The following is a 26,388-nucleotide window of genomic DNA, read 5'->3' as shown; positions in this document are numbered from 1 at the left end:
CCGTTGTTACTATGGTCAGGATGAAAAGGTGCAAATAGTCAGTTGCTGCGGCATTCCGCAAAAAGGTACAATACTTGCATAACTCTTGCATATACAGGTGATCGAAATGACTGGGAATTCTACATTATTCATGATTGTAGCCGTATTCGGGCTTATCCTCTGGCGCAGAACGAGAGCCATGCGGGTGCCGATGAAAGGCTCGGGACTTCGTCTCGTCTTGCCTCCTATCTTTATGTCTATCGGATTTGTTCAGTTGTCAAGTCCGGACATTCACGTGACATTAGAGGAGGCGCTTGTAACGATCGCCCTCGGTCTGCTGTTGTCCATACCGATGATCGTCACGACGAATTACGAAATACGCGAGGACGGGAACATCTATGCGAAGCGAAGCAAAGCGTTCATCGCCGCGCTCGCAGGGCTGCTGGTTATTCGGCTGGCGCTGCGCAACTATATCGGAGGAATCGATCAGGCGACAATGCTTTTTCTTTTCTTCCTGCTTGCGGTCTGCTACATCGTGCCTTGGCGGATCGTCAGCTTCGTCAAATACCGCAGCGTGCTTCGTATGAAAACCGCGAACGATTCGGGGGCGGAGTAAAAAGCCGAAGACTTCGCGCCGCAAACCTGGCGAAAGAATTGCATTTCGCACAAGGAGGCAGTTGCCGTGCCGATGCTCAGAGAGTGATTCGGAGACGGCAAGGAATATAAGCTCGGTTACATGCCAAAAAGCCTGAAGCGGATGAACGAACATCCTCTTCAGGCTTTTTTTGCAATATGCTCGTCAAATTCGTCCGTTCATACACATGCGGCAAACAACTCGCTTGCAGAACATGCCGCTGCTTCCGACGGGCTAAACCTCCGTCGATTGCCCGGGCTGGAGCGCGATTCCGCGCAGCCCTATGCTTTCCAGGCGTTCGACCCATGCCAACGCATCCTGCTTGATTCCCGGGAACGTACTGTGATGGATCGGGATGGAAAGCTTGGCGTGAACCCATTCGGCCGCTTGCAGCGCATCGTCGGGACCCATCGTATAAAAATCGCCGATCGGCAAGGCGCAAACGTCGATCGCATGGCGATCGCCAATCATTTTCAAATCGCTGAATAAGGCGGTGTCGCCTGTATGGTAAAACGTGCGGCCGCCCATCGTTAACAGCAGCCCGGACGGTTGTCCTCCGTAAATCAGGGTACCGTCCTCCGTTTGTATGCTGGAGCTATGGAACGCTTGCGTCCATTTGATCGAGCCCCATTCGAACGCGCAGCTTCCGCCCGTGTTCATGCCGACCGTCTCCGCGCCTTTGGCCGAGAAATAAGCGGCAATCTCAAAATTCGATATGATCGGGCAGCCGTTAGCGAGTGCGATCGGCAGCGCGTCTCCGATATGGTCGGAATGGCCGTGAGTGAGCAGAACGGCATCCGCCTTGACGTCTTCCGCCTTCACGGCAGCAAGCGGATTTCCCGTCAGGAAAGGGTCGATGACCACGCGGTGCCCGTCCGCTTCAACAACAAAACCAGAATGACCGATATACGTAATTTTCATCGATAGACTCCTCTCAAAGTTCGGAAATGGAAAGTCTTCTCCATTATACCTTATTTTCGTAAAGTTTAAGATATGTGCTGACGGCAATACTTCACGGGGGTTATACCGAGCCCCGAAAATGAAGCGAACCTTGGGAAAAATATCGCATTGTGTTATGCTAGAGTAAAGCGAAGCCCGATACGAGAGGCTTTACGTGAACGGCTGTGAAGAACAGGCCATGAGGATGGACCGAGAGGGGAAGCGCATGAAAGCGTACGAACATGTAAACGGCCAAGCAAGCGCGACGGAAGGAAGCGGAACGATCGCGGACTCCGCCGCCGTTACCGAATCGAGAAAGGCCGAGCATATCGAGATTTGTCTAAACCGCGACGTGGGCGGAGAAAGGATTCGAACCGGCTTCGAGCGCTACCGGTTCCGGCATAATGCTTTGCCGGAGCGACGATTGGCCGACATTTCGTTATCGACCGTTTTTCTGAATAAAACGCTGCGCGCGCCTTTACTCGTCAGCTCGATGACCGGCGGGACGAAGGAAGCGGCCGTCATCAACATGCGGCTGGCTGCAGCTGCGGAGCGGCGGGGATGGGCGATGGGGCTCGGCTCCATGCGGGCTGCAATTGAAAAAGAGGAACTGGCAGATACGTTTCGTATCCGGAAGGTCGCGTCTACGATACCGGTCATTGCAAACCTTGGCGCCGTTCAGCTGAATTACGGCTACGGCGCCGATCAATGCAGGCATGCCGTCGAGCTTGCGGAAGCGGATGCGCTCGTTCTGCATTTGAACAGTTTGCAGGAGGCGTTTCAACCGGAAGGCGATACCGATTTCAGCGGGCTGCTGAATCGAATCGAACAAGTTTGCAAATCGCTTCACGTGCCCGTCGGGATTAAAGAAGTGGGATGGGGTATAGACGGCGAATCGGCGCGAAAGCTTGCCGAGGCGGGGATATCGTTCATCGATGTTGCCGGCGCGGGAGGCACGTCTTGGAGCCAGGTGGAGAAGCACCGTTCGCGGGATGCCGTCCGCAAAGCGGCTGCCGAAGCGTTCGCCGATTGGGGAATTCCGACCGCCGAATGCATTCGCGACGTTCGAACGGCCGTGCCGGATGCGGTTGTGATCGGCAGCGGCGGAGTGCAAAGCGGCGTCGATGCCGCCAAGGCGATAGCGCTCGGTGCGGATTTGGCCGGCTTCGGCCGTTCTTTGCTGGCAGCCGCGGTCGATTCGGAGGAGCTTATCGAAGCGCTTTTTGGCAAGCTGGAGCTGGAGCTGCGCATTGCCATGTTCGGCATTGGAGCCGGGACCATTCGCGAGCTGAAGGAGACGAATAGGCTGGAAATGTCCGGCTTATGACGGAAGCGACCCCGGTTCTGTCAGGAACCGATGCTCGCGGAATCATGTTTTGCCCGAAGGTTTAGGGTACCCGTACTTGCATTGTGCTCCGTACGGATACGAAACAGCCGCTAGGCCGCCCGACGGCCGATGCGGCTGTTGTTGTTCGACGAGCAACTATTATTGGTTGGTATGCCGTCTCTGGTATAATAGGAGTGTTGTACCGATTAAGCAGTCTTGACGAAAAGACAGTAAAGGAATGATAAGGTTGAAAGGGAAAGCCAAACATAAAGGCATATACGCTGCTGGAATCGGCGCAGTCGCATTTTTTGCGATGTATACGGTTTTCATAGGCTCTGCCGTTCAAGCTTGCGCTTGCGAGGGAGAGGAATCGACCGGCAGCTGGATGCAAAATTTGGCGAGCTGGGGCTTTGCCGTATTTTTGATCGGCATTTTCGCGCTCTCCATGATTTTATTTACGATCGTCATGCTTCGCAACAGCAAACGAAAGGGATAGACGAGATCCGGAGAATGCCAACATATGCTATCTTGCTCTATGGATATAAACGATCCTAGATTGTCTTCAAATATGATAGAATACTACGATACGCCGCTTTCTACGGCCGGATTCGGAGCTTAAAGGCTATGGATTGCCGGAAAGTGGGCATTTCACGAGAGGTAGTTTAGGAGGTTATCCCGCCATGACCATTCGATTTGTGCTGGGGCGCTCGGGCAGCGGCAAAAGCATGCGATGCCTCGACGACATTCGGCAGCGCTTGCTTGCCGGGCCGGACGGCCATCCGCTTATCCTGCTCGTACCCGAGCAGGCGACTTTCCAGGCGGAGCACGCGCTGGTCTCGACGCCGGGCTTGAACGGCCTGATCCGCGCCCAGGTGCTGAGCTTTCGCCGTTTGGCCTGGCGCGTCATGCAGGAGACGGGGGATACGGCGCGCATACCGATCGGCGACACCGGTAAAATGATGCTGCTTCAGCGTATTTTACATAAGCGTCAGGAAGAGTTGAAATTGTTTCAGACTTCGGCTGAGCAAATCGGTTTTATCGAGAAGCTCCACGCGTTGTACAGCGAGCTGAAACGTTACGGCGTTTCGGCAGATAGCTTGGATAAACATCTGCAGCAGTTTTTTGGCGAGGGAGAACGGGATTTAAGCCCGCAGAGTGGCAAGCGCGGCATTTCCTCACTGCTGTCGGATAAGCTCCACGATATGTCGATCGTATTGCGTGATTACGAGGAAGAGCTTGCCCGTCACTATTTGGACGGCGAAGATTATTTGGCCCATTTGGCGGCGCGTCTCGGCAGCAGCTCGGCGGTGAGGGAGGCGGAGGTTTGGGTAGACGGCTTTTTCGGCTTTACGCCGCAGGAGCAAGCCGTTGTCGCCGCTTGTATGAAGCATTGCCGCAGCGTAACCGTAACGCTTTGCCTAGATAAGCCCTACGGTGCGGGCGAGAAGCCTCATGAGCTGAATTTATTCCATCCTACGGCGATGACGATGGTACGATTGCAGGAACAAATCGTTACAATGGGACGCGGAGCTGCCGAGGTCGTTATGCTTGACGGCGACGTGCCGCCGCGTTTCATAGCTAGTCCGATGCTGGCGCATCTGGAGCGAAATTACGACCTGCGGCTATCGCGCCGCAAGACGCTTTACCCGATCGATGCGGAGTTGGAAATGGAATCGGGCATTCCGGCCGGCGGCAAGTTGTCTCCTGCAGCCTTGGGATCCGCTGTGTCGGGAATCGGCATTTATGCTGCCGTCCATCGGCGTGCTGAGGTAGAGGGCGCCGCCAGGCGAATCGTCGGACTCGTTCGCGACGGCGGATTGCGCTGGCGCGACATGGCGGTTCGCGTTCGAAATATAGAAGATTACGGCGAACTGCTCGCCACCGTGTTTGCCGATTACGGGATTCCCTGCTTTTTTGATCAAAAACGTACGGTCATGCATCACCCGTTAATCGAGCTGATCCGCTCGGCGCTTGAGGTTGTGCGCGGCAGCTGGCGTTATGACGCTGTTTTTCGCTGCGTGAAAACGGATTTTTTGCTGCCTCTTGAAACGGGAGTCTCCGGGGAAGAAGCAATCGATCGGCATGCGATGGATGAGCTGGAAAATTACGTGCTTGCTTACGGCATACAAGGCTACCGCTGGACGGACGATCGTTATTGGCGTTCCAAAACGAGCTTTTCTCTGGAAGAGGCGGAGGACGAAGCCGCAAGCGGCGAACAAAGCGGCGAAGGCTTGAAGCCGGAGCGTTCGGGAGCTACGGCCGGCGGTCGGGAGGAGCGGGCGTTCCGCAGGCTGCTGATATGCCGGGATGCGGTCGTATCGCCGCTGGCGGGCTTCGAGAAACGGCTGCGGAAGGCTGCCGACGCCCGCCAAATGACGGAGGCGTTATTTACGCTGCTCACGGAAGTGAACGCGCCGGAGAAGCTAGAACGGTGGAGCGAAAACTGCATCGCCGCCGGCCAGCCGGAAAAAGCGCGCGAGCATGCTCAAGTGTGGGATAGCGTCATCGATATATTTGACGAGCTTGACGAACTGATGGGCTCGGACGAGCTGTCCGTCGACTGGTTTGCCGAGCTTGTGGAGACGGGACTTGAGAACATTCGACTCGGCTTGGTGCCGCCTTCGCTCGATCAGGTGCTGATCGGCAGCATCGACCGGACCCGCTCCGCTCAAGTCAAAGCGTCTTTCGTCCTTGGCGTAAGCGACGGCGTGTTGCCGAAAGCGATAAACGAGGACGGCGTATTAAGCGAGAATGAGCGGGAAACGCTGCTTGCGTCCGGCTTGCCGCTTGCGGAAAGCAGCAGGCGCAAGCTGCTGGACGAACAGTTTTTGATTTATACGGTGTTGTGCGCGCCGTCTCATTATTTATGGCTGAGCTATCCGATGGCGGATGAGGAAGGCAAAATGCTGCTACCATCGGAAGCGATAAAGCAAATCAAATCGCTGTTTCCCGGCAGCAAGGACCGGCTGCTGCTAGGCGAACCGGCTGCAGGGATGACGGAAGAAGAGCAGCTTGACTTCGTCGTTCACCCGGAACGTACGCTTTCGCATTTGATCGTGCAGCTGAAGCAAGCGATGCGGGGCGTTTCGATCGACGGGCTTTGGTGGAGCCTGTACAATTGGTTCGCGCTGCAGCCGGAATGGCGCAATAAACTGACGGGACTCATCGGCGCGCTTTATTATACAAACGAAGAAAAATCGCTTTCTCTGGATACAACCCGGATGCTGTACGGGAGTCATCTTCGCGCGAGCGTCTCCCGAATGGAGCGTTTCGTCGCCTGCCCGTTCTCGCAATTCGCCTCTTACGGTCTGAAGCTGCGGGAACGGCGCATTTACAGATTGGAGGCGCCGGATATCGGACAGCTGTTCCATGCTGCGCTGAGCCTTCTGGCAAAGCAGCTGAAGCAGGAAAACCTGGCATGGGGACTGCTGTCGGCCGAGCAGCTGGCGCAGCGAGTGGACGATATTGTCGATATCCTGGCGCCGCGCCTTCAGGGACAAATACTGTTAAGCTCCTCGCGTTACCGGTACATGACCCGCAAGCTGAAAGATGTCGTGGGTCGCGCATCCGTCGTGCTGGCCGAGCATGCGCGCCGGGGTGCTTTCGAGCCGGCTGCGCTTGAGCTCGGCTTCGGACCAGGCGAACAATTGCCTTCGTACCGGATCGAATTGGACAACGGCTTCACGATGGAGCTTGTGGGCCGGATCGATAGAGTGGACAAGGCGCTAGGCGAAAGCGATACGTATGTCCGCATTATCGACTACAAATCAAGTCCGACGACGCTTCGCATGTCGGAGGTTTATTACGGGCTTTCGCTGCAAATGCTTACGTATTTGGACGTCGTGCTGACGAACGCCGTATCGTGGCTGGGAACGGAAGCGTTGCCCGGCGGCGTGCTCTATTTCCATGTGCATAATCCGATCATATCGAGCAGCAACGCGCTTCCGCCCGATGCCGTCGAAGCGGAAATGCGCAAACGGTTCAAAATGCGCGGACTCGTGATGGCCGATCTCGAGGCGGTAAGGCTTATGGACGGCAGTTTGGCCGAGAAGAACGGCCATTCCGATCTTCTGCCGGTCGCCGTGAAGGCGGACGGAGGCTTCTACAAAAGCGCCTCGGTAGCGACAGGCGAGCAGTGGGAGCAGCTGCGCGGACACGTACGGCACGTTATCGGCCGCATCGGAACGGAAATTACGAACGGCCAGTGCGCCGTCGAGCCTTTTCGCATGGGGAAGAAGCTGGCTTGCACGTTCTGTTCCTTCAAGCCCGTATGCCAATTCGATGCGGCGTTCGAAGGGAACGGGTTCGAGCTGCTGGAGGAAAGAAGCAAGGAAGACGTATGGCAAGCGGTCGGAGACGAGTTCGCAGGCAAAACCGGCGGCGGCTCTGCACCGGTTCCTGTTTTCGTTCTTCCGAAACGAAACGGAGGTGAGACCTAATGACGAAGCTTATGCAAAAGCCGGCCGGAAGCACCTGGACGGACGACCAGTGGAGCGCCATCGTAAGCCGCGGGGAGCATTTGCTCGTAGCGGCTGCGGCAGGCTCCGGCAAAACGGCTGTGCTTGTCGAAAGGATCATTAGGCGCATCTCCGATCCGGATGACCCGGTCGATGTAGACCGGCTGCTTGTGGCGACGTTTACGAAAGCGGCGGCGTCGGAAATGCGTGAGCGTATTCGCGATGCGCTGGAGAAGGCGCTGCTCGAGCAGCCGGATTCCGATCATTTGCGCCGGCAGCTTGCGCTGATCGGCCGGGCTTCGATTACGACGCTCCATTCCTTCTGTAAGGATGTCATCAGCCGGTATTTCCAATTAATCGATCTCGACCCGGGATTCCGGATTGCGAATGAAACCGAAGCGGATCTAATGCGGCAAGATTTGCTGGAGGAGCTGATGGAATCGTTTTATTCGGATTCGGAGCCGGACAGCCCGTTTTTCCGATTGATCGATTCATTCGGCGGGGAACGCAGCGATGTGCCGCTTATGTTTTTGATCCAGCGGCTTTACGACGAATCGCGGAGCCATCCCGATCCGGAAAGCTGGCTGCGGGGCATGGCGGCTGGCTTCGGGAAAGCGGATGCGGACGGGCCGAACCCGTGGCTGTCAAGCTTGCTTTCGGACGTTAGGCTTGAGCTGGAAGGCATGGTCGGTCTGCTCCGCGAAGCGGTACGTTTTTGCCGGGAGCCAGGCGGACCGGAGCCGTATTTGGCGGGGATCGAAGAAGAGCTCGTTCAGTTGGAGCGTCTCCTTGAGGCATGCGGGGAATCGTGGGAGCGTCTGTATGAAGGGATGCAGACGGCCTCGTTCGGCCGGCTCAAGCCGTGTAAGGGCGATCATTACGATAAAGCGCTGCAGGAGCGGGTGAAATCGCTTCGCGACGGTGCGAAGGAGCAGCTGGGCAAGCTGCGGAAGGAATTATTCACGAGAACGCCGGAGCAATACGAGCGGGAGCTGCGCGACATGGCGCCGCTGATCGAAATGCTGGTCGGCCTTGTGCTTCGTTTCGGGGAGCTGTACCAGCAGGAGAAGGCGGATAAGGGATTGCTCGATTTCGCGGATTTGGAGCATTTTTGCCTGCGAATTTTGACAGGCTCCAAATCGGCGGCGGACGAGCTGCTGCCTTCCCAAGCGGCGCTCGATTACCGCGAACAATTCGTCGAAGTGCTGCTTGATGAATATCAGGACACGAATAGGGTGCAGGACGCGATCGTCGGGCTGATTGCCAAGGATACGCCAGGCAACCGGTTTATGGTCGGCGACGTCAAGCAGAGCATCTATCGGTTCCGGCTGGCGGAGCCCGGTTTGTTTCTGGAAAAGTACCGCAATTACGCTAAAGAAGGCGGCGGAGCGGGCAAAAGAATCGATCTCGCCTGCAATTTCCGCAGCCGGAGGCAAGTTGTCGATGCCGTCAATTTCGTGTTTAAGCAGACGATGAACGAAGCGGTTGGTGAGGTGGCTTACGACCGCAGCGCAGAGCTTGTTTACGGAGCAAATTATCCGGAGGCGTTCCATCAATCGGACGATATGGCCGTCGAGTTGATTTTGCTGGACAAATCATCGGGCGATAGCGGCTTGAACGGAAGCGGTGCGGCAGCCGAGCGCCGGGAAGACGGCGCGGACGACGAGGACAGCCAAGAGCAAGGCGAGGCGCCGGACGAAACGCTGGAGTTGGAAACCGCTCAGCTGGAAGCCAGAACGATTGCGCTGCAAGTGCGCAAGCGGCTTGGCCTGGACGGCGATAAGCCGATGCTCGTCTTCGACAAGAAAGCGGGCGGCATGAGGCCGGCCACCTTCCGTGACGTCGTTATCCTGCTGAGGGCGACGCAAAGCTGGGCGCCGCTTTTGATCGAAGAGCTGAAGCTGTTCGGCGTTCCGGCTTATGCGGAGCTGAGCACCGGATATTTTGCCGCTACGGAAGTGGAGTCGGTGTTGTCGCTGTTGAAAGTGATCGACAATCCGTTTCAGGACATTCCGCTTGCCGCGGTGCTTCGTTCGCCGCTTGTCGGCTTGAACGGCGAAGAGCTTGCGCTTGTCCGGCTGGCGCGCAAAGGAGACGGGTATTTCGCCGCGCTGCTTGCTTATGCCGAATCGGATACGGATGGCGAAGATGCGGGGATCGAATCGCAAGCCACTCTCCGATTACGGCTCAAGCGATTTCTGGAGCGGCTCGAGCTTTGGAGGCAGGAAGCGAGGCAAGGCGCGCTTGCCGATTTGATTTGGCGTATTTACAGGGAAACGGGGTACTACGATTTCGTCGGCGGGCTTGCGGGAGGCGTGCAGCGGCAGGCGAATCTGCGCGCTTTGTACGATCGTGCCAGGCAGTATGAGGCGACGAGCTTCCGCGGGCTGTTCCGGTTCCTTCGCTTCGTCGAACGGATGAGAGACGGCGGAGGCGACCTTGGCACGGCCCGGGCGCTTGGCGAGCAGGAGGACGTCGTCAGAATCATGTCCATCCATAAAAGCAAGGGGCTCGAATTCCCGATCGTTTTCGTAGCCGGCTTGGGGAAAATGTTTAACCAGCAGGATTTGAACGGCAGCTTTCTTCTTCATAAGGATCTCGGCTTCGGCCCGAAGTTCGTCGATATTTCGCAGCGCGTCAGCTACCCGACGCTGCCGATGCTGGCGATTCGCCGCAGAATGCGGCTGGAGACGCTGGCGGAGGAGATGCGGGTGCTTTATGTGGCGCTTACCCGTGCGCGCGAAAAGCTTATTTTGCTGGGAACGGTGCAATCGCTGCAAAAGCAGCTGGAACGCTGGGGACGGCAGCTAACGTGCGAATCGGTCGAGCTGCCGGATCATGAGCTGGCCAAGGCGCGCTGTTATCTGGATTGGCTTGGTCCCGCATTGATTCGCCATCCGCACGCAAAGCCGCTTCGGGAGCTTGGCGGACTGGAGCCGCCAAAAGCGCAGCTGTGGCTCGGCGAGGAGCCGTCCATATGGCGTTTCTCGCAAACGCCGCCTTCGATTGCCGCAGCTGAAGCTGCCGCGTCGGTAGAACGGCATCTAGAGCTGGAAGAAAAGCTTGCCGAATTGCGGGAGCTGCGGCCGGTTCGCGGATCTGCCGAGACGGCGGATATCGAAGTGAACAGAAGACTCGCCTGGCGGTATCCGAACGAGCAAGCGTCACAATTATTTTCAAAAACGAGCGTTACCGAAATGAAACGGCTGCATGAACGTAGAACGGCCAAGATCGACAGTCAATCGGACGAAGCGGGCTGGACGGCGGCCCCATTGGAGCGGGTGCGAGCGGATGGCGGGCTTCCCCGTACCGCAGCGGCCGGCTCCGCCTTCCGCAGGCCGCGGTTTATGGAGCGTAAAGAGCTGACTAGCGCGGAACGCGGAACGGCGTTTCATGCCGTCATGCAGCATATTCCGCTCCGCGGGAAAGTTGATGCGGACACCGTTCGGGCGACGCTTGACGAGATGATGGCCAAGCGGCTAATGACGGAGGAGCAAGCGGATGCGGTCGATCCGAATGTTATCGCGGGATTTTTCGCGGGAGCGTTTGGCAAACGGCTGCTTGCGGCGGAGCGCGTGCTGCGGGAGACGCCTTTCAGCTATGGGCTGAAGGCCGGAGAAGCGTACCCCGATGCCGACGAGTCCGCGGCTGAGGAGACCGTTCTGATTCAGGGGGTTATCGACTGTTTGTTCGAGGACGATCGAGGGATCGTTCTGCTCGATTATAAGACGGATCGAACGGAAGGGTATGAAACAAAGCAGCTGGAAGAGCGGTATCGCGTGCAGCTGGAGCTGTATGCGCGGGCTGTCGAGCACATCTGGAAGAAGCCGGTCAGCGAAAAGGTTTTGTTCTTTTTTGACGGCGGGTATGTAATTGATGTAAAGTGACTAGTAGAGCATTAATAGCGGCAATGGCGAATACCCGAGAAAATTGTTGCGTTTTGTCAAAAAAAGCGCGGGAAACAAGCAACACGTTTTTCCCTTTTGGCAAATTTCTGGTATAATCTTGCTGACCCCACCTTTAACTATACATGAAAGGCTTGATATTATGTCGATCGGAAGAAATGAACCATGCTTTTGCGGAAGCGGCCTTAAATACAAAAAATGCTGCATCAACAAATCTACTGAAGAACAAAGCGCCTTATACGAGGCTATGGATACGCCTAGACTATCCCAGCATTTTTTCGATTTGCAGCCGTTTAAGAAAGTATCGCAGCCTGCGCTCGTCTGGGGAATGCTGACGCTCCCGGCAACGATGGAGAAGGTAAATCAGCTCTCCAAGCAAATGAACCGCGGCAAGGATGAAGCGGATTTCATCTCCGGGTTGAGCGATGCCGCCGCTTTGGTAGAACGAATGAACGAGCAGACGGATAAAGTGAACCATAAGCTTTTGCTGGATCAATTGGTGAAGCATAAAGAAGCGGTAACGCCGATCGTTCTCGACAAACTGGCTACCGACGACGAGCCTGTATTCGTCGAGCTTGCCGTTCGTTATTTGCACGAAGCCGGCATCGAGGACTGGGAGCCGATTGCGAAGCTTGCGGCTGAGGCGGAAAGTGCGTACAAGCGTTCGCTGCTTTCCTTGCTGCTTGGGGTCAAAGGTCCGGAGGACAAGCTGCCGCTCGTCTGGAAGCAATATTTGGATTTGAAAAAGCAAAAAGGCCTACAGAAGGACGAAGAGCAAGGTCCATTGTACGGCTTGATGGAGTACGGCTATCGTCTTGGATTTTTGGATTCTTAATCCGCCAACGATTGCAAAAAAAAGCTTCGTTTGTCGCAGCTGCGGCAATCGGAGCTTTTTTGTTCGCATCTAAGATAAAAGGGGACTTGACGACTACGTAAAGGCTTCATACGTAATTTCCCGCAGCTTTTCCTTCCACGGGGACAGCGCTTCGATGGCGCCGAAAATTTCATCGGCTTTCTGGACGCATAACGTTTGGACGACCTTGGCATATTCGATACACCCGGAATCCTGAATATATTGCAAGCAAGCTTGTTTCTTCAGGAGGAACTCGTCAAGGCCGAGCGAGCCCTCGTAGTAGCGCTTCAATTCGACGAATGATTCGTCATTGTCCTCCAGCATGAACAGAATGGGGACGGTCCGTTTTTTCGCAAACAGATCGTTTTTGACATCGTACCGGAGCAGGTCGTTAATATCGTTCTGGATTTGATGGATAAGTCCGATACAGTCGGCCAACTCGTTCAACTGCCCGATCGTTTCCTCAGAACACCGAAGCGGCGCATATCCCATATAAAAAGCAAGTCTCATCAGCGAACCGGATTTTTCCTGAATCATGGACAAACAGTCATCGACGTTCCCGATCCGGTTGTTCAAATCCCGCTGCTGCCCGTTAATGGACCTCGCTATGATTTGGCTGGCCTCTGCAGGCGGCCTGAACGACTCGTTTCCAGGCAAATGACCCAACTGTCCGACAAAACCCATAAGGAGCGCCAAGACGCCGTTAAGCGCGTTCTCCGGAGGGCATTTCATCCAAGCTTTGCTTTCGTTATCCCGATCCTGAAGATCGTCTATAATATCAAGCGCCAAAACGACTAATTCCGTACCGGCGGCAAGTTGAACAATATGGGGCGACGAGCCTCCCAGCATGTAGTGCGTATAGAGGGTCATTGCCCCCCAGCTGCTTTTTTCCTCCTTCTTCTCGATGATGAACGATTTAAGCAATTCCCGTAAATTCGGCTCCCATATGTAAGTATCGATAATACGATTTGTCTCTGCAAATATTTCATTGTTCATTTGTTTGTACCAGCCCTTCCTGTCAGTGAGAGAATGCATGCTTCGCAGCTCTAACGTTCGCTTGGAAACGGGAGCCTGCCGTATTCAACGGTATGGCGATATGAAATGTAGAGCCGTTACCGGGCGATGACGTTATTTCAATAGTGCCTCCCAAGTGCAGAATTCTGCCTCTCAGCTGCTCCAAGCCGATACCGGAGCCTCCGATTTCTCTTGAAGCGGCAGCTTTTTGATCAAAACCTACGCCGTCGTCTTTATACACCAGATGAAAGAAGTGGCCGGCGATATACAGGCGAAACTCGATATTGGCTGCCTGCGAATGTTTCTTGGCGTTGTTGAGCAGTTCCTGGACCATACGGAAAATGTGTTTTTTCTCGGGCAAGTCTTTGTTCTCGATAGCAGATGCGTTGTCCGCTGCAAGCTCGATTTTGAAGGGGACGAGGTAGGATTCTTTCTCAATCAGCTTGCCGACCGTCCGGATCAGACCGATTTCCTGCAGCAGGAAAGGATGAAGCTCGAAACAGCTTTGACGCAAATTCGTATTGATCAGCTCGACAAAATTAATAAGATTGTCCAACTGCTCTTTGTCCTCATTGTTCATGACATATTTATTCAGCAGCGATACGAACCTTCGTTTCAGGAAAAATAGATCCTGCATGGTCGTATCATGAAGATCGGTTGCGATACGCGTCCGCTCCTCTTCCTGCAGCTCGAACATGATCTTGCGAAACCATTGAATATCCCGGGCTTCTTGCTCCTCCGGGAGCTGTGAGGCCAGCTGCTGCAGCTTCAGCGTCATTTTACGAATCAGATGAACGTTTTCCAAGCAAACTGCGAGATAGGAGGTGATCAAATTGAGCCATTGGATCTCTTCTTTCCCCAGCAGCGTGTTGGTTTTCTTCCGTGTCATGAGCAAGCAGCTCGAATATTCTTCATTGCGGTTAATCTCGATGCAAGAATATGACGAATGGTGATAAGGAAAAGGCGATTGAACAAGCCGTTCGACTTCATCTGCATCGATTTGTCCCGCATGTATGATTTCCAGCTGGTCGTTGCTCTTGAAAGCGATCGCGCCGCCCGCCACTTGAAGCGTATCGACGATATCCACAAGTATGATATCCTTCAGCTCCCGGAAATTCGAGATCGTGCCGAGGTTTTTGGATATTTTCTTCAGGGCGTTATTGAGCGCGGCTTTCTTCGGGAACAGAAGCGGCTCGAGTTTGCCGGTGAAGTATTCCATTCCGTATAGGACGAATGTGAATAGGACTAACAGAATGACGAATTGAAATAGAAGATGTTTCATACTTGCATCGGGTTGAAACATTAGAGCGTTTATGACTGTGAAAACACCGCTCGGTACGATCGAGATCATACCGGCAAGCATAAAGCGCCGCAGGACGAGTCCGATGTCATACAACTGGTTGGAAGCGATCAAATATGCAAAAGAAGCGGGAAAAAGCAAGATGAACCAGCTTGTGTAATTAGCATGTATGTAGTAACTTCCGTTTACTAGCAAGGGTACGAAAGATAAACAGATTACAGGTAAAAAGGAAAGCAATATACAAATCCATACGGTTTTGATCATTGTCGAAAGGTGCGGTTTTTGTTTATGATATTTGAAAAATACGTAAGATAAAATAAATATATTGATTAAAAATCCGGGTATGAAAAAAAACAGCGGTACGTTATTGATGTAGCGGTAAACAATCGGTGCGAGTGTTGGTGAGAAATACGAGAATCTAATAAAAATGTCTAAAATAACTATGGCATAAAGATATTTGAATACGTTAATAGGAAGATGGATGTCGCCTTTCTCTTTGAAAAAAATGACGAGAAATTGAAGGAAGAAGATATGAAGGCACATCATTAAACTGCCAATAAATATTTTCCCTATTTCATCCCCTCTAACGGAAGCGCCGAAGCTGATCCAGATGGTTCCGATAGCTAAAAAAACGAATGACAGCAATCTTGCTGACTTGGAATGCCGAATAGTCATATATAGTATTCCGCCAAGCAGTAAACTTAATATACCTTCTAAAACCGGAAATATATCATACGTAAGTTTATTATTAGTCTGAATAAAAATATCGCGATCACTGCCATCTCTTGTAATGAATAAATGATTAGCTTTTTCGACGATTCCCCATTTTTTTACCGTTGAATATTCGCCTGGACTTTTGCCGTTGATTTTTCGAACGATATCCCCGACTTGTAGATCATATTTTTCACTAAAACTATCATTATTCAATTTATTGATAACCCAATGACCTAGCGTCGCTTGTTCTAAGCTGATTCCTAAATAAGGGAATCGCAAGGTTATTGATAGACACCATACTAATATGCCGACAAAAATAACCAATACTATCTGTTTTAGTATGTTTTTATTCATATAACCACTCCCCAAATATAACCTTATTTGATATAATGATGTAGTATAAATAAAAAAAGGAGGAAATACCAAATGACAACAATTCAACTGTCGCCTAATCTTCATTCTGCTGTAAAGTCGATGAAATCTTCCGAAACACTTAAAAATGAAAGCACTTTCAGTGTGGGTCAAGAGGTAGATTCGTCCGAACTATCCGGGGCGGAATCCAAAGCTCTGTTTCTAACGTTCAGCCGTTCGGTAAGTGATAGATCGAAACAAATTCAAGGTGATTGGTCCTAATAATGTAATTATTAACCAAGTATTATTTTACCAAATAAAAAAGAGATTGTATATTAGCGCAGCTAATTTACAATCTCTTTTTTGTGCGTATTGTAATTTAATGTAGTTTTCGATCTTGAGGTACTTGAGAATTTTCGACTCAGTATCCCATAAACTCGATGGTAGTGGAACAAAACTTCTTAAAAATTAGGTTTTTCGGATTATTATTTATCGACAAGTCTTGCCGAAACATCCTTTGCGGATTCCAAGCCCGACCAGAAAAGATGCATCTCATTATCGATCTCGACAATCGATTGCGTGTCGTCGAACAGCTCGTGAAGGAAAAGACCGTACGCTTGCTCGCCCCTCGCGATTTCCAGCGATTCAAGGTGCCGGCGATCCCATACCTTTGCGTTTACCGATTTCAAGACGGACAAAAATCCGGTATCGCGGCTTATTTTTTCCTGAATATCTGGAGCGAGCGCCGTTTGGATAAACTGTGCAGCCAGCTCCATATCGCTGCAGCTTGGCAGGATCGAGAGCATGTTGGCGATAAGCATCGTCGACTGCTCCGGACCGAAAGGCAGCTGTGCGACGCGCGGCTCGAAAGGCATATTTCCGCTTTTCAGATGCGCAATTTCGATCGCGGTCGTCAGCATCATAGCCGCTTTCTGCCTCATAAAGGCGGTGTATTGCTGGAAGCGCCCGGGAAGATGAAGCGTGGCGCTCCGCTGTCTGTACAGCATATCGTGAATGAAAGCGAACGACGTATATAAAGCATCGCCGTTGTTTTTCAAGTCGGAGAAGTCGACGCCGTTCTGAAGCGCAATTACGGGCCACCGGCTCATGGACGAAGGCAACGAAAAGCCGTATTGGTCCACGATGCCGTCCCCGTCCGTGTCGACGGTCAGCTGCTTGGCCGTGCGCATAAAATCTTCGCGGGTCCAGTTGGCGAAAGGGTGGATCACTCCGTATTGATCGAACATATCCGGATTGTAGGCCATGTAAATGGGCGAGAAGGTAACGGGAACGGCCAGAAGCTTGTCCTCCAAGGTAAAAGCCTCGAGAAGCCGCGGGTATATATCATCGGCCGAGTTGTCGAGCATCCGGTTCAGCTCTACGCAGTCGCGCTCGGGATCGGCTTCTTTGTAGTGCCGGTCCGCCACAAGAACGAGATCGGCTTCGATCCCCATCTCCAGGCTTTCGCGTATCGTCGGCCACAGCTGTTCGGAAGGCATGCGAAGCAGCTTAACGTCGACGGTCGGATATTTGCGCTCGAACGCTTCGATAACCGTTGTCAACGCCATATCGCAATAATGCGAAGGGGTCACGGCCAATATGCGCAGCGTCCGGCGTTTTTCGGCTTGCGCCTCGACGTCCGGCGAGACGATCGTGCCTTGTCCCACTTTTTTGACGATAAGCCCCTCCTTCAGAAGCTGGTCCAGCGACTTTCGGACGGACGTCCGGCTCATGCCGTAATATTTGCATAGTTCATTTTCGGATAGCAGAAATTGTCCGGGCTTGATGTACCCTGATAAAATTTGCTCGCGAAGAATATCCGCAAGCCTTAAGTATCGGTATTCATGTTCTCTTTTCACGCAATCGATCATCCTGTCCTGTAATATCGGTAATTCCTGCGTTCGGCCTATCGGCTTTGTTTAATATATGATGAAGAATGAAACCGTGAAAGTCAAGGAAAGCTGCCGGGCTGCCTTTCGTTTCACCGTTCCGGCGCTCGTTAAAAAAGAGCGATTTTGTGCGAATATCGGCATGAATACTGTGTAAGCCGCCCGATTCTAAGGGAAACGACGGCTAAAAAACAATTGAACAATAATGGCGATACAACTATAATACAGGTATTCTCGAAGGAATGAAAGGAAGATGATCATACGATGGATTTGCTGCTCGGCACGGCTAAAATCGATATCACTCCGGAGCATCCCGTACCGCTAGCGGGCTACGGACACCGAAAAGGCGTCATGGATGGCGTAAGCCACCCTATATATCTTCGCGTCGCTTTATTTGAACAAATTGACGAAACGGCTCGGCATAAACAACTGGTTGCATCCGCCGACATGATTTGGTGGGGCACGGAACGAATGGAGAAGCTGATCGGAAAGCTCACGGAGCGTTTCGGTTTGAGGAGATCCGACGTCATACTGACTGCGTCGCACAGCCATTCGGGCCCGCAAACGTCGGCGTTAATGCCGCACATCGGTCTTATCGACGAGTCCTATGTACAATCCCTGGAAAACAAGCTGGTCGCCTGCGTTGAGGAAGCGCAGAGCAATTTGGAGCCGGTTACGGTAGAACGGGGATCAAGCACCTGCGATGTCGGCGTTAACCGCCGTAAGTACATGAACGGTGTCGTTCATTTCGAACCGAACCCGGAAGGGCCGAACGATAATGCGGTTACCGTAATCCGCTTTAGAAACGAATCCGGTGAAACGAAAGCATTATTCGTTCATTATACATGCCATCCGACGGTGACGAATGCCAATCTAATTTCCGCAGAATACAGCGGTATTGCGATGGAAGAGGTCGAGCGCGAGCTTGGCGGCCGGTCGGTCGCTCTGTTTTTGCAAGGCTGCTGCGGCAATATAAGGCCTGCTCTGGTTCGCGACGGAAAATTTTACAACGGAGGCGATGCGGAGGTCCGCGAGATGGGAGCACGCCTCAAAGGAGCGGTACTTCGTGCGCTGGACGGTTCCCTGCAGAAGCTAACACTGCGAAAACTGAATGGAGATTACGCTTCCTGCGAGCTGCCCTATCAGCTTGTACCGTCCCGAGAGATGCTTGAAGAGGCGCTTGAAAAAGGCGAGGAAAGGGAGCGGAATTGGGCCGATCAATTATTGCATGATTCAACGCTGATTCGGGAATCGGTCCCTCTCGAGCTGGTGCGGCTCGACATTGCCGAGGGTTTGACGCTGCTCTCCATGAATGCCGAGATGGTCGTGGAATATGGCTTGTATGTAAAGGCAGTGTCAGCTGGAGACGTTCTTCCTGTCGCATACAGCAACGGCATGATCGGTTACGTGTCGACCGCCGAGCAGTTGAATGAGGGCGGGTACGAAGCGACGGGATCTTACTATTATTTCGGGCTGTGCTCACCGTTCTCGCAAGCTTCGGAAGGCATCATCAAGGAAACGGTCGATTATTTGCTGGCAGGCGGCCAAGCCGGGAAGTCGCAGAATTCATAGCTGTTCATAAAAAGAGAGCTTCGTTTCCGAGGGTTGGGAACGGGCTCTTTTTTTTGTTGATGTCGGTCGGTAAGCCAAGTCCTCGTAAGATGTGATACTATATTCATAACCTTATGCGGAATTTTTGGAACGTAGGTGAAGAGAACATGCGTATTACGAAAAACGGCTGGGTGCATCGTCTGCTCCGCAGCTTGTCCGAACAGGCGGCAAACGCGGAAAATGCTTCGCGGCTCTACAAGTTCGCGCTGGAGGATGCGAATGAGGGCGTCGTGATCGCCGATGCGGAGGGCCGTATTTTGACGGCAAATGAAACGTATGCTTCATACATTGGGCAGACGGTGAGCAGTATGTCCGGCCGCCACGTAACCGAAATCATCGATAACACCCGGCTTCATATCGTCGCCAAAACGGGAAGGGCGGAATTCGGCGATTTGCAGCTGATCAACGGACATTGGATGATAGCGAGCCGGATCCCGATCGTCAGCGACGGCGAAGTGGTGGCGGTTGTCGGAAAAATCATGTTCGACGATATCGACCGGTTGTTTGCCATGAACGAAAAATATAAAGAAATCAACAAATATTTGCACTCGGATATGCGCGACAAAAAGACGTCCCCGACAAGAGCCAAATACAGCTTCTCGCATATCGTCGGCAAAAGCAGCGCACTCGAGGAGGTTAAGCTGACGGCAGCGCGGGCGGCAAAATCGGGCAGCACGATTCTGATCGGCGGGGAAAGCGGAACGGGCAAGGAACTGTTCGCACATGCCATTCATCGGGAAAGCGTGCGGTTTTACGGTCCATTTATAGCAGTGAATTGCGCGTCGATACCGGAGCAGCTGTTTGAATCCGAGCTGTTCGGCTACAAGGAAGGTTCGTTTACGGGCGCCAGCCGCCAAGGCAAAAAAGGAAAGTTTGCGCTTGCGGATAAAGGGACGATTTTTCTTGACGAAATCGGCGAGCTGCCGCTGCATTTGCAGGCGAAGCTGCTGCGAGTTTTGCAGGAAAAGGAGATTGAGCCGGTCGGCTCGATCAAGCCCGAACCTGTGGACGTGCGCATTATCGCGGCGACGAATCGGAATCTGCAAGAGCTTGTGGAGGAAGGGAAATTCCGAAGGGATTTATTTTACAGACTTCACGTAATCGTGTTGAACGTTCCTCCGCTTCGCGAGCGCCGGGAGGATGTGCCCCTGCTGATCCGCGAGCTTTTGGTTCAATTGCAAAATGAGCTGGGTACGGAGCCTGTAACCGTCACGCCGGAGGCGGAAGCGCTGCTTATGGCTTATGACTGGCCGGGAAACGTCCGCGAGCTGCGCAATGTTCTGGAGCGGGCGTTATTCGTCAGACTGGGGGATGCGATCGAAGCGGGGGATTTGTCGCCTGAGGTGCTGGCGGGGGTTGGCGTTGGCAGCCGGTCAAGCAAGGAGGTATCGCAGGCGGTTTCCGAAGCGCCGCGGCATTCATGGAAATCCGCGATGGAATTCCACGAGCGGCAGCTGCTGCGGCAAGCGCTAGCCGAAGCGGGAGGAGACAAGCAAAAAGCGGCGAAGCAGCTTGGGATGAGCAAGTCCGCTTTTTACGATAAGTTGGATAAGTATGGCGATACGTTGTAATTAATGTCCGGTTATGACGGCCCTGAGCACTCTCTTTATTGAGAGTGTTTTTTTGTTGCGGCACTATGCTAAGGCGAGAGGAAATTTGACAAGCTTCGCGAATGATTAGCGTGGAAAGATTTGTTAGAAATATAACCGAAGAAACAGCGCAGATAGCAGGAGCTTAGGGGCAGTTTCCAAGGAGGATATTTTAGGCAAAGTCATTCAGATTATTCATATGAAAAGCGATAAGGAATAGAAACGATACCCCGAAGAATGCTGATTGCGGGCAAATGATACGGAAGCTTTTTGACCGTGTTGAATCGTTATTATAACGGTATTTATTTGTTTTGATCGGCGGATTTTCGGTAGTCAGGTATTTAATGATTTACCTGCTTTTATATATTTCCTTGGGTTCGGAAATGGCTTTGGACGATCATTCTTTTACGTACCCTAGTGATGACATCTGGTATTTGGATGTATTGAAGATCACAGGGATTACATTCCGATTATTGAGAGAATTTCCGATTTATTGAAGATCACAGGGATTACATTCCGATTATTGAGAGAATTTCCGATTTATTGAAGGATGAAATCCTTGTCAACGATATTGCCGATTATGTGGACATAGAAAATAATGAGATCCGGGTTTCTTTTACGATTGACGGAAAGGCATACAAATATGAATTGGCTGTAGACAATGACTGGTTGGATATGGGGATTTTCAAAATATTTTCGGAGCTGCTGGAGGAGTATGGCTGCTGGAAAAGATTTTATTATTACGATCTTGGACAGGGCGTTTTGGTCGGAGCTTACGAAAACGAGCAGTGGAAAGCTTTGAATAAGCTGCCCGTTATGCTCCAGAAGGTAATGTAGCGGAAATAGGAAATACGTAACTTTCATTATCGTCTAGTCAGAAGGCGGGTGAGCATAAAGTTAGCAAGACTCAAATCGTTATTGCAAAAGCCGCGGTATGCACCGTGGTTTTTTTCTGTTTGATTTTTCATATACAAATTATCGAGAGTTAGGCAAAATGATGATTTCTATATGATTTTTCGCATAGAATGATCAAATTAAAAGTAATATGATCAATTCTATATGATAATTCGCATAGATTTATGTATTTCACATTTCTTGTTGCTCTGTAGTGTCTGTCAAGGTTCTAATTGTTTTCCGAAATTCAGGAATTCCATTCCGAATAACCGGAATTTCTTCGTTCAAATACTTTTCCTCGCTTATCTCCCAAGCTTCTAGCTGCAGCTGCGGCAAACAAGCCGTCCGTTCGTATGATTCGCTCAACCCAAACATTGATTCGGCAAGTTTCTTATCCCCAGATAGTGATTCTAATAATAAATTGCTCTCAGTCTCCACTCGTACACTACTTTTTTTCGTTTGGCACGATTCTTGCTTGTTATATATACGGACACATAAAAAAGGAGGAAAAGTGGAATGAAACCGGTTTTCACTTCATTTCAGGAAGCGGTGCGGGACATCCCGGACGGTGCGACTTTGATGGTTGGCGGTTTTGGTTTGGTAGGCATCCCGGAGGGGCTGATCCTTGCTTTGGCGGATTCCGGCGTTAGCGGCCTGACCGTCATTTCGAATAACTGCGGGGTTGACGACTGGGGGCTCGGCTTGCTGCTTCGCAATAAGCAAATCAAAAAAATGATCGCCTCCTACGTAGGCGAAAATAAAACGTTCGAGCGCCAGCTCCTCGACGGCGAGCTCGAAGCGGAGCTTGTGCCGCAGGGGACCTTGGCTGAGCGCATACGCGCGGGCGGTGCGGGAATTCCCGCGTTTTATACGCCGGCAGGAGTGGGGACGCCGATTGCGGAAGGGAAAGAGGTTCGCCGCTTCGACGGCAAGGACTACGTGCTGGAGCATGCGCTGAAGGCGGATTTCAGCCTCATCCGTGCGCATAAAGGGGACCGGATGGGCAATCTCGTCTATAACAAAACGGCCCGCAACTTTAATCCGATGATGGCTGCGGCCGGAAACATTACAATCGCCGAGGTCGAGCAGCTGGTCGAAGAGATCGAGCCGGGCTCCGTTCATACGCCGGGAATATACGTGCAGCGGCTTATTCAAGGCGACCAGCAAAAACGAATCGAGCGGCTGACGCTGGCTCGTTAACGGCCGGCTTTTCCAATAAATATGGACAATCAAGAGGAGGATTCGAATGTCGAACGTTATGTCGGTGCGTGAAAAAATTGCAAGGCGCGCAGCGCAGGAAGTCAAGGACGGTTATTATGTAAATTTGGGCATCGGTATGCCGACGCTTGTTGCCAACCATTTGCCTACAGACATCGGTGTAATGCTGCAGTCCGAGAACGGACTGTTAGGCATCGGGCCTTATCCTACCGCCGAGCAAGTGGATCCGGATTTGATCAATGCCGGCAAGGAAACGGTAACGGCTGTCGCCGGAGCGGTCTACTTCGATTCGGCGGAATCGTTCGGCATGATCCGCGGCGGACATATCGATTTGGCGATTTTGGGAGGCATGGAGGTTTCGGCCGAAGGGCATTTGGCGAACTGGGTTATTCCGGGGCAAATGGTAAAAGGCATGGGCGGCGCGATGGACTTGGTGCACGGCGCGAAGCGGGTCGTCGTCATTATGGAGCAGCTGACGAAGCACGGCAAACCGAAAATATTGAATGCTTGCAGCCTGCCTTTAACAGGCAAAAACGTCGTTCATAGAATCATTACGGAGCAGGCCGTTTTCGATATAACGGAGGAAGGGCTAAAGCTCGTAGAGACGGCCGAGGGCTTCACGATCGAACAAATCCGAGCGGCGGTAGAACCCGAACTGCTCGTTGACGATAACGTCAGACTGAATGCGTACTGATGCGAAGCTTTTATGGCAACAAAAGGAAAGGAGCGTATGCCTGTGTTCATGAATAAAGCAGTGCTCGTTACTGGAGCCGGCAGCGGAATCGGCAAACGAATCGGGGAGCGATTCGCGGCGAACGGAGCGGCGGTTCTGATCACCGACCTGCAGGAACGTCTTGCAGCCGATACGGCAGCGGAGCTTGTCTCCAAAGGTTATGAGGCGATCGGTTTGGGCTGCGACGTAACCAGCGAGCAGGATATCGTTAAGGCGATCGAAGCTGCTTCGTCCAAGTTCGGCCGGCTCGACGTACTGGTCAATAATGCGGGGATGCAGCATGTATCGCCCATCGAGGAGTTTCCGACCGAAACGTTCGACAAAATGCTGAGGATCATGCTTACGGCTCCATTCGTCGCGATTAAGCATGCGTTCCCTATCATGAAAAGGCAGCGCTTCGGCAGAATTATTAATATGGCCTCGATCAACGGATTGATCGGCTTTTCCGGCAAAGCGGCTTATAACAGCGCTAAGCATGGCTTATTAGGCCTGACTAAGGTTACATCCTTGGAAGGGGCGGAATTTGGGATAACCGCGAATGCAATTTGTCCGGGGTATGTCGATACTCCGCTTGTTCGCAATCAGCTTGAGGACTTGGCCAGAGTTCGCGGGATATTGCCCGAGCAGGTGCTGGAGCAGGTCATTTATCCGCTGGTCCCGCAAAAACGGCTGCTCGATGTCGACGAGATTGCGGACTGCGCGCTTTTTTTGGCGGGCGAGCAGGCAAAAGGGATTACCGGCCAGACGCTTGTTATCGATGGGGGATATACGGTCCAGTAATAGATTGAACTAAGGGAAGGTGGATAAAAGCATGCATCGCTTCCAAAATATCGCCGTGCTTGGCTCCGGTACGATGGGCCATGGTATCGCCATGCTTTTGGCTGCAAACGGCTTGCAGGTTTCGATTTACGATCCGAGCTCCGAAGCGCTTGCGGCGGCGCGCCGTCATATTGCCGCAAAATTGCCGTCCTTGGAGACGGGCCATAACGGAGTACAACCGCAGCTCGCGGATACGATTCGCTATACGGCGAATTTGCAGGAAGCCGCCGCCGATGCCGATCTTATTTTCGAAGCGGTGCCGGAGCGGATTGAAATCAAACGGGAGCTGTTCGGGCGTCTCGAAACGATGGTTAAGCAAACGGCGGTCATCGCGTCGAATACGTCTTCCTATTCTCTCGAAACGCTGATCGAAGGACGGAAGTTTGCCGACCGCATGATCATCGCGCATTTTTTCAATCCGGCGCATCTCGTTCCGCTCGTCGAATTGGTCAGACATGCCGCCGTACCTGCGGCGATTGTTGAAGAGGTTGCGGCATTGCTTCGGGATTGCGGCAAGACGCCGGTCATCCTTCAGAAGGATATTCCCGGCTTTATCGCCAACCGGCTCCAGGCTGCGGTTCTGCGCGAGGCGAGCTATCTGCTCGCGTGCGGCGTCGCCGATGCGAAGCAAATCGATCTTGCCATGACTGCAGGGCCAGGCTTGCGTTGGGCGCTGAACGGACCTTTTGAAATTGCCGATTTCGGCGGCTTGGATGTTTGGGAGAAAGTGTGCGCAAGCTTGTTTCCCAAGCTGTCCGGAGAAGATTCGGCACCTGCTGTAATCCGCGAGAAAGTTTCGGAAGGAAAGCTTGGGATCAAGAGCGGGGAAGGGATTTTTCCGTATGATAGGGAAGAGGGAGCGGGACTTCCTGGACTCGTCGAGGCACGGGAACAGGCACTTCAGCGGATGCTGCGTGCCAAGCAAAATTAATTTATAATGCGATTAGATAAGCGGAAGCGAGGCGGAGAGCATGAAAGGGATTTATGTGATGGAAGGCGCCCGAACGGCGTTCGGGGGATTCGGACAATCGTTTAAGGATACGCCGGCTGCAGAACTCGGACTCGTAAGCGCTAAAGAGGCGATGGCACGGGCCGGTGTAAACGCGGACGAGGTGGATCAGATCGTTTATGGAAACGTGATTCAGTCAAGCAAGGATGCGGCTTATTTGGCAAGACATATCGGCTTGCGGGCAGGCGTTCCCCTCGAGTCGCCGGCGATGGTCGTGAACCGGCTGTGCGGTTCGGGGCTGCAGGCCGTGATCTCGGCAGCGCAAAGCATTGCGCTTGGAGAATCGAGCATTGCCTTGGCCGGCGGTGTGGAAACGATGTCGCAAGCGCCGCATTCCCATTTTGCCAGCCGCTTCGGCGGGGTGAAGCTGGGCGCGTTCCAGCTTGAAGACATGCTGATGAGTACACTGACCGATGCGTATATCGGCTGCGGCATGGGCATTACGGCGGAAAATCTGGCCGATCGCTACGCCATAGGGCGCGACGATCAGGATGCCTATGCCGTCATGAGCCATACACGCGCGACGGCTGCTCGCGAGCGGCTTGCGGAAGAAATCGTTGCCGTCCCGCAGCGAACGCGCGAAGGCACGCGCCTGGTCGAGCTCGACGAGCTTGTTCGCGCCGACAGCTCGCTCGAGAAACTGGCGAGGCTGAAGCCGGCTTTCAAAGAAGGCGGTTCGGTTACGGCCGGCAATGCCAGCGGGATTAATGACGGTGCGGCATCGCTTGTGATTGCGGGCGAGGATGCACTGAACGGCCGCAAGCCGTTGGCGAGAATCGTTTCGTGGGGCGTTGCAGGGGTCGATCCTGCAGTGATGGGCATCGGGCCGGTGCCTGCGAGCCGCATTGCGCTTAAACGGGCCGGACTATCGATCGACGATATCAATCTTGTGGAAATCAACGAAGCGTTCGCCGTTCAATACTTGGCGGTGGAAAAGGAGCTGGGTCTCGACCGCGAACGTACGAACGTAAACGGCGGCGCGATCGCGATCGGCCATCCTGTAGGGGCAAGCGGCGCCCGCGTGTTGTTGACGCTGGCATACGAGCTGAGAAGACGCGGCAAGCGTTACGGTCTTGCTTCGCTTTGCGTCGGCGGCGGCCAGGGCGTTGCGGCCGTTATCGAATACGTCGGCTAAACGTACGAATGGCAGTTA

At 52.9% G+C, this 26,388-nt stretch carries 20 protein-coding genes and 2 pseudogenes; 18 read left to right on the top strand and 4 right to left on the bottom strand.

Annotation, left to right across the window (positions count from 1 at the left end):
* Positions 1 to 106: 106 nt before the first annotated feature.
* On the top strand, positions 107 to 595 hold the full coding sequence (locus DQG23_RS06930) for a CcdC family protein (protein WP_113030457.1): 489 nt from the start codon (positions 107 to 109) through the stop codon (positions 593 to 595).
* A gap of 252 nt (positions 596 to 847) precedes the next feature.
* On the opposite strand, the gene DQG23_RS06925 is transcribed toward DQG23_RS06930, so the two are convergent.
* On the bottom strand, positions 848 to 1,534 hold the full coding sequence (locus DQG23_RS06925; protein ID WP_113030100.1) for a metal-dependent hydrolase: 687 nt from the start codon (positions 1,532 to 1,534) through the stop codon (positions 848 to 850).
* Between the two features lie 244 nt (positions 1,535 to 1,778).
* Between DQG23_RS06925 and fni the strand changes: the two genes are divergently transcribed.
* The 6 genes and pseudogenes from fni to DQG23_RS06900 all read left to right on the top strand — a co-directional run bounded on the left by fni (position 1,779) and on the right by DQG23_RS06900 (position 12,076).
* Positions 1,779 to 2,879: a type 2 isopentenyl-diphosphate Delta-isomerase gene (gene fni / locus DQG23_RS06920; RefSeq protein ID WP_113030099.1), complete on the top strand. Its 1,101-nt coding sequence runs from the start codon at positions 1,779 to 1,781 to the stop codon at positions 2,877 to 2,879.
* Positions 2,880 to 3,126: 247 nt separating this feature from the next.
* The gene (locus tag DQG23_RS06915; RefSeq protein ID WP_113030098.1) at positions 3,127 to 3,375 is read left to right on the top strand and encodes a hypothetical protein; all 249 of its coding nucleotides are present in this window, start codon (positions 3,127 to 3,129) and stop codon (positions 3,373 to 3,375) included.
* 184 nt (positions 3,376 to 3,559) lie between these two features.
* Entirely contained in the window at positions 3,560 to 7,318 is a 3,759-nt protein-coding gene (gene addB, locus DQG23_RS06910; RefSeq protein ID WP_113030097.1) for a helicase-exonuclease AddAB subunit AddB, read from the top strand.
* Complete coding sequence (addA, locus tag DQG23_RS06905; RefSeq protein ID WP_113030096.1) at positions 7,318 to 11,223, top strand: helicase-exonuclease AddAB subunit AddA; 3,906 nt, start codon at positions 7,318 to 7,320, stop codon at positions 11,221 to 11,223. The genes addB and addA overlap by 1 nt, the downstream gene beginning before the upstream one ends.
* 160 nt (positions 11,224 to 11,383) lie before the next feature.
* Positions 11,384 to 11,446: pseudogene (locus tag DQG23_RS43390) on the top strand (SEC-C metal-binding domain-containing protein); the annotation flags it as partial.
* Between the two features lie 42 nt (positions 11,447 to 11,488).
* Positions 11,489 to 12,076, top strand: a complete 588-nt coding sequence (locus tag DQG23_RS06900; RefSeq protein WP_238177788.1) for a hypothetical protein — start codon at positions 11,489 to 11,491, stop codon at positions 12,074 to 12,076.
* Positions 12,077 to 12,169: 93 nt separating this feature from the next.
* On the opposite strand, the gene DQG23_RS06895 is transcribed toward DQG23_RS06900, so the two are convergent.
* Positions 12,170 to 13,090, bottom strand: a complete 921-nt coding sequence (locus DQG23_RS06895) for a polyprenyl synthetase family protein (RefSeq protein WP_158560338.1) — start codon at positions 13,088 to 13,090, stop codon at positions 12,170 to 12,172.
* A gap of 22 nt (positions 13,091 to 13,112) precedes the next feature.
* Positions 13,113 to 14,390 carry a sensor histidine kinase gene (locus DQG23_RS42050; protein ID WP_158560337.1) on the bottom strand — a complete coding sequence of 426 codons (1,278 nt, stop codon included), beginning with the start codon at positions 14,388 to 14,390 and terminating at the stop codon, positions 13,113 to 13,115.
* Positions 14,391 to 14,421: 31 nt separating this feature from the next.
* On the opposite strand from DQG23_RS42050, the gene DQG23_RS42045 reads away from it, so the two are divergent.
* A complete protein-coding gene (locus DQG23_RS42045) occupies positions 14,422 to 14,568 on the top strand; it encodes a hypothetical protein (protein ID WP_158560336.1) in 147 nt (48 codons plus the stop codon).
* Between the two features lie 980 nt (positions 14,569 to 15,548).
* Positions 15,549 to 15,755, top strand: a complete 207-nt coding sequence (locus DQG23_RS42040; RefSeq protein WP_158560335.1) for a hypothetical protein — start codon at positions 15,549 to 15,551, stop codon at positions 15,753 to 15,755.
* 203 nt (positions 15,756 to 15,958) lie between these two features.
* Here the strand turns inward: DQG23_RS42040 and DQG23_RS06885 are convergent, their stop codons facing one another.
* Positions 15,959 to 17,332 carry an extracellular solute-binding protein gene (locus DQG23_RS06885; RefSeq protein WP_158560334.1) on the bottom strand — a complete coding sequence of 458 codons (1,374 nt, stop codon included), beginning with the start codon at positions 17,330 to 17,332 and terminating at the stop codon, positions 15,959 to 15,961.
* Positions 17,333 to 17,626: 294 nt separating this feature from the next.
* Between DQG23_RS06885 and DQG23_RS06880 the strand changes: the two genes are divergently transcribed.
* The 9 genes and pseudogenes from DQG23_RS06880 (at position 17,627) to DQG23_RS06840 (ending at position 26,370) form a co-directional block, all read left to right on the top strand.
* On the top strand, positions 17,627 to 18,934 hold the full coding sequence (locus tag DQG23_RS06880; RefSeq protein WP_113030092.1) for a neutral/alkaline non-lysosomal ceramidase N-terminal domain-containing protein: 1,308 nt from the start codon (positions 17,627 to 17,629) through the stop codon (positions 18,932 to 18,934).
* A 146-nt stretch (positions 18,935 to 19,080) separates the two neighbouring features.
* Entirely contained in the window at positions 19,081 to 20,544 is a 1,464-nt protein-coding gene (locus tag DQG23_RS06875; protein WP_113030091.1) for a sigma-54 interaction domain-containing protein, read from the top strand.
* Positions 20,545 to 20,686: 142 nt separating this feature from the next.
* Positions 20,687 to 20,782, top strand: a pseudogene (locus DQG23_RS43705) (hypothetical protein); the annotation flags it as partial.
* Between the two features lie 323 nt (positions 20,783 to 21,105).
* Entirely contained in the window at positions 21,106 to 21,399 is a 294-nt protein-coding gene (locus tag DQG23_RS06870) for a hypothetical protein (protein WP_113030090.1), read from the top strand.
* 573 nt (positions 21,400 to 21,972) lie between these two features.
* Positions 21,973 to 22,656 carry a CoA transferase subunit A gene (locus tag DQG23_RS06860; protein WP_113030088.1) on the top strand — a complete coding sequence of 228 codons (684 nt, stop codon included), beginning with the start codon at positions 21,973 to 21,975 and terminating at the stop codon, positions 22,654 to 22,656.
* Between the two features lie 46 nt (positions 22,657 to 22,702).
* Positions 22,703 to 23,368 carry a 3-oxoacid CoA-transferase subunit B gene (locus tag DQG23_RS06855; RefSeq protein ID WP_113030087.1) on the top strand — a complete coding sequence of 222 codons (666 nt, stop codon included), beginning with the start codon at positions 22,703 to 22,705 and terminating at the stop codon, positions 23,366 to 23,368.
* 48 nt (positions 23,369 to 23,416) lie between these two features.
* Positions 23,417 to 24,187: a 3-hydroxybutyrate dehydrogenase gene (locus tag DQG23_RS06850; protein ID WP_420330212.1), complete on the top strand. Its 771-nt coding sequence runs from the start codon at positions 23,417 to 23,419 to the stop codon at positions 24,185 to 24,187.
* A 31-nt stretch (positions 24,188 to 24,218) separates the two neighbouring features.
* The gene (locus tag DQG23_RS06845; RefSeq protein ID WP_113030086.1) at positions 24,219 to 25,157 is read left to right on the top strand and encodes a 3-hydroxyacyl-CoA dehydrogenase family protein; all 939 of its coding nucleotides are present in this window, start codon (positions 24,219 to 24,221) and stop codon (positions 25,155 to 25,157) included.
* Between the two features lie 40 nt (positions 25,158 to 25,197).
* Positions 25,198 to 26,370, top strand: a complete 1,173-nt coding sequence (locus DQG23_RS06840; RefSeq protein WP_113030085.1) for an acetyl-CoA C-acetyltransferase — start codon at positions 25,198 to 25,200, stop codon at positions 26,368 to 26,370.
* Positions 26,371 to 26,388 lie beyond the last annotated feature (18 nt).

Origin of the sequence: Paenibacillus contaminans (genome assembly GCF_003285015.1) — a bacterium.
Taxonomy (GTDB): domain Bacteria; phylum Bacillota; class Bacilli; order Paenibacillales; family NBRC-103111; genus Paenibacillus_V; species Paenibacillus_V contaminans.
The sequence above is the reverse complement of the archived record's forward strand: the minus strand, read 5'-3'. Positions and strand labels throughout refer to the sequence as shown.

Bases quoted from the DNA above. Each gene is read 5' to 3' on its own strand.
- DQG23_RS06895 (WP_158560338.1), bottom strand. From the start codon at position 13,090: ATGAACAATGAAATATTTGCAGAGACAAATCGTATTATCGATACTTAC.
- DQG23_RS06855 (WP_113030087.1), top strand. From the start codon at position 22,703: ATGTCGAACGTTATGTCGGTGCGTGAAAAAATTGCAAGGCGCGCAGCG.
- addB (WP_113030097.1), top strand. From the start codon at position 3,560: ATGACCATTCGATTTGTGCTGGGGCGCTCGGGCAGCGGCAAAAGCATG.
- DQG23_RS06875 (WP_113030091.1), top strand. From the start codon at position 19,081: ATGCGTATTACGAAAAACGGCTGGGTGCATCGTCTGCTCCGCAGCTTG.
- addA (WP_113030096.1), top strand. From the start codon at position 7,318: ATGACGAAGCTTATGCAAAAGCCGGCCGGAAGCACCTGGACGGACGAC.
- DQG23_RS42050 (WP_158560337.1), bottom strand. From the start codon at position 14,390: ATGAAACATCTTCTATTTCAATTCGTCATTCTGTTAGTCCTATTCACA.
- DQG23_RS06840 (WP_113030085.1), top strand. From the start codon at position 25,198: ATGAAAGGGATTTATGTGATGGAAGGCGCCCGAACGGCGTTCGGGGGA.
- DQG23_RS42045 (WP_158560336.1), top strand. From the start codon at position 14,422: ATGACTGTGAAAACACCGCTCGGTACGATCGAGATCATACCGGCAAGC.
- DQG23_RS06860 (WP_113030088.1), top strand. From the start codon at position 21,973: ATGAAACCGGTTTTCACTTCATTTCAGGAAGCGGTGCGGGACATCCCG.
- DQG23_RS42040 (WP_158560335.1), top strand. From the start codon at position 15,549: ATGACAACAATTCAACTGTCGCCTAATCTTCATTCTGCTGTAAAGTCG.
- DQG23_RS06880 (WP_113030092.1), top strand. From the start codon at position 17,627: ATGGATTTGCTGCTCGGCACGGCTAAAATCGATATCACTCCGGAGCAT.
- DQG23_RS06900 (WP_238177788.1), top strand. From the start codon at position 11,489: ATGGATACGCCTAGACTATCCCAGCATTTTTTCGATTTGCAGCCGTTT.
- DQG23_RS06925 (WP_113030100.1), bottom strand. From the start codon at position 1,534: ATGAAAATTACGTATATCGGTCATTCTGGTTTTGTTGTTGAAGCGGAC.
- DQG23_RS06850 (WP_420330212.1), top strand. From the start codon at position 23,417: ATGAATAAAGCAGTGCTCGTTACTGGAGCCGGCAGCGGAATCGGCAAA.
- fni (WP_113030099.1), top strand. From the start codon at position 1,779: ATGAAAGCGTACGAACATGTAAACGGCCAAGCAAGCGCGACGGAAGGA.
- DQG23_RS06930 (WP_113030457.1), top strand. From the start codon at position 107: ATGACTGGGAATTCTACATTATTCATGATTGTAGCCGTATTCGGGCTT.
- DQG23_RS06845 (WP_113030086.1), top strand. From the start codon at position 24,219: ATGCATCGCTTCCAAAATATCGCCGTGCTTGGCTCCGGTACGATGGGC.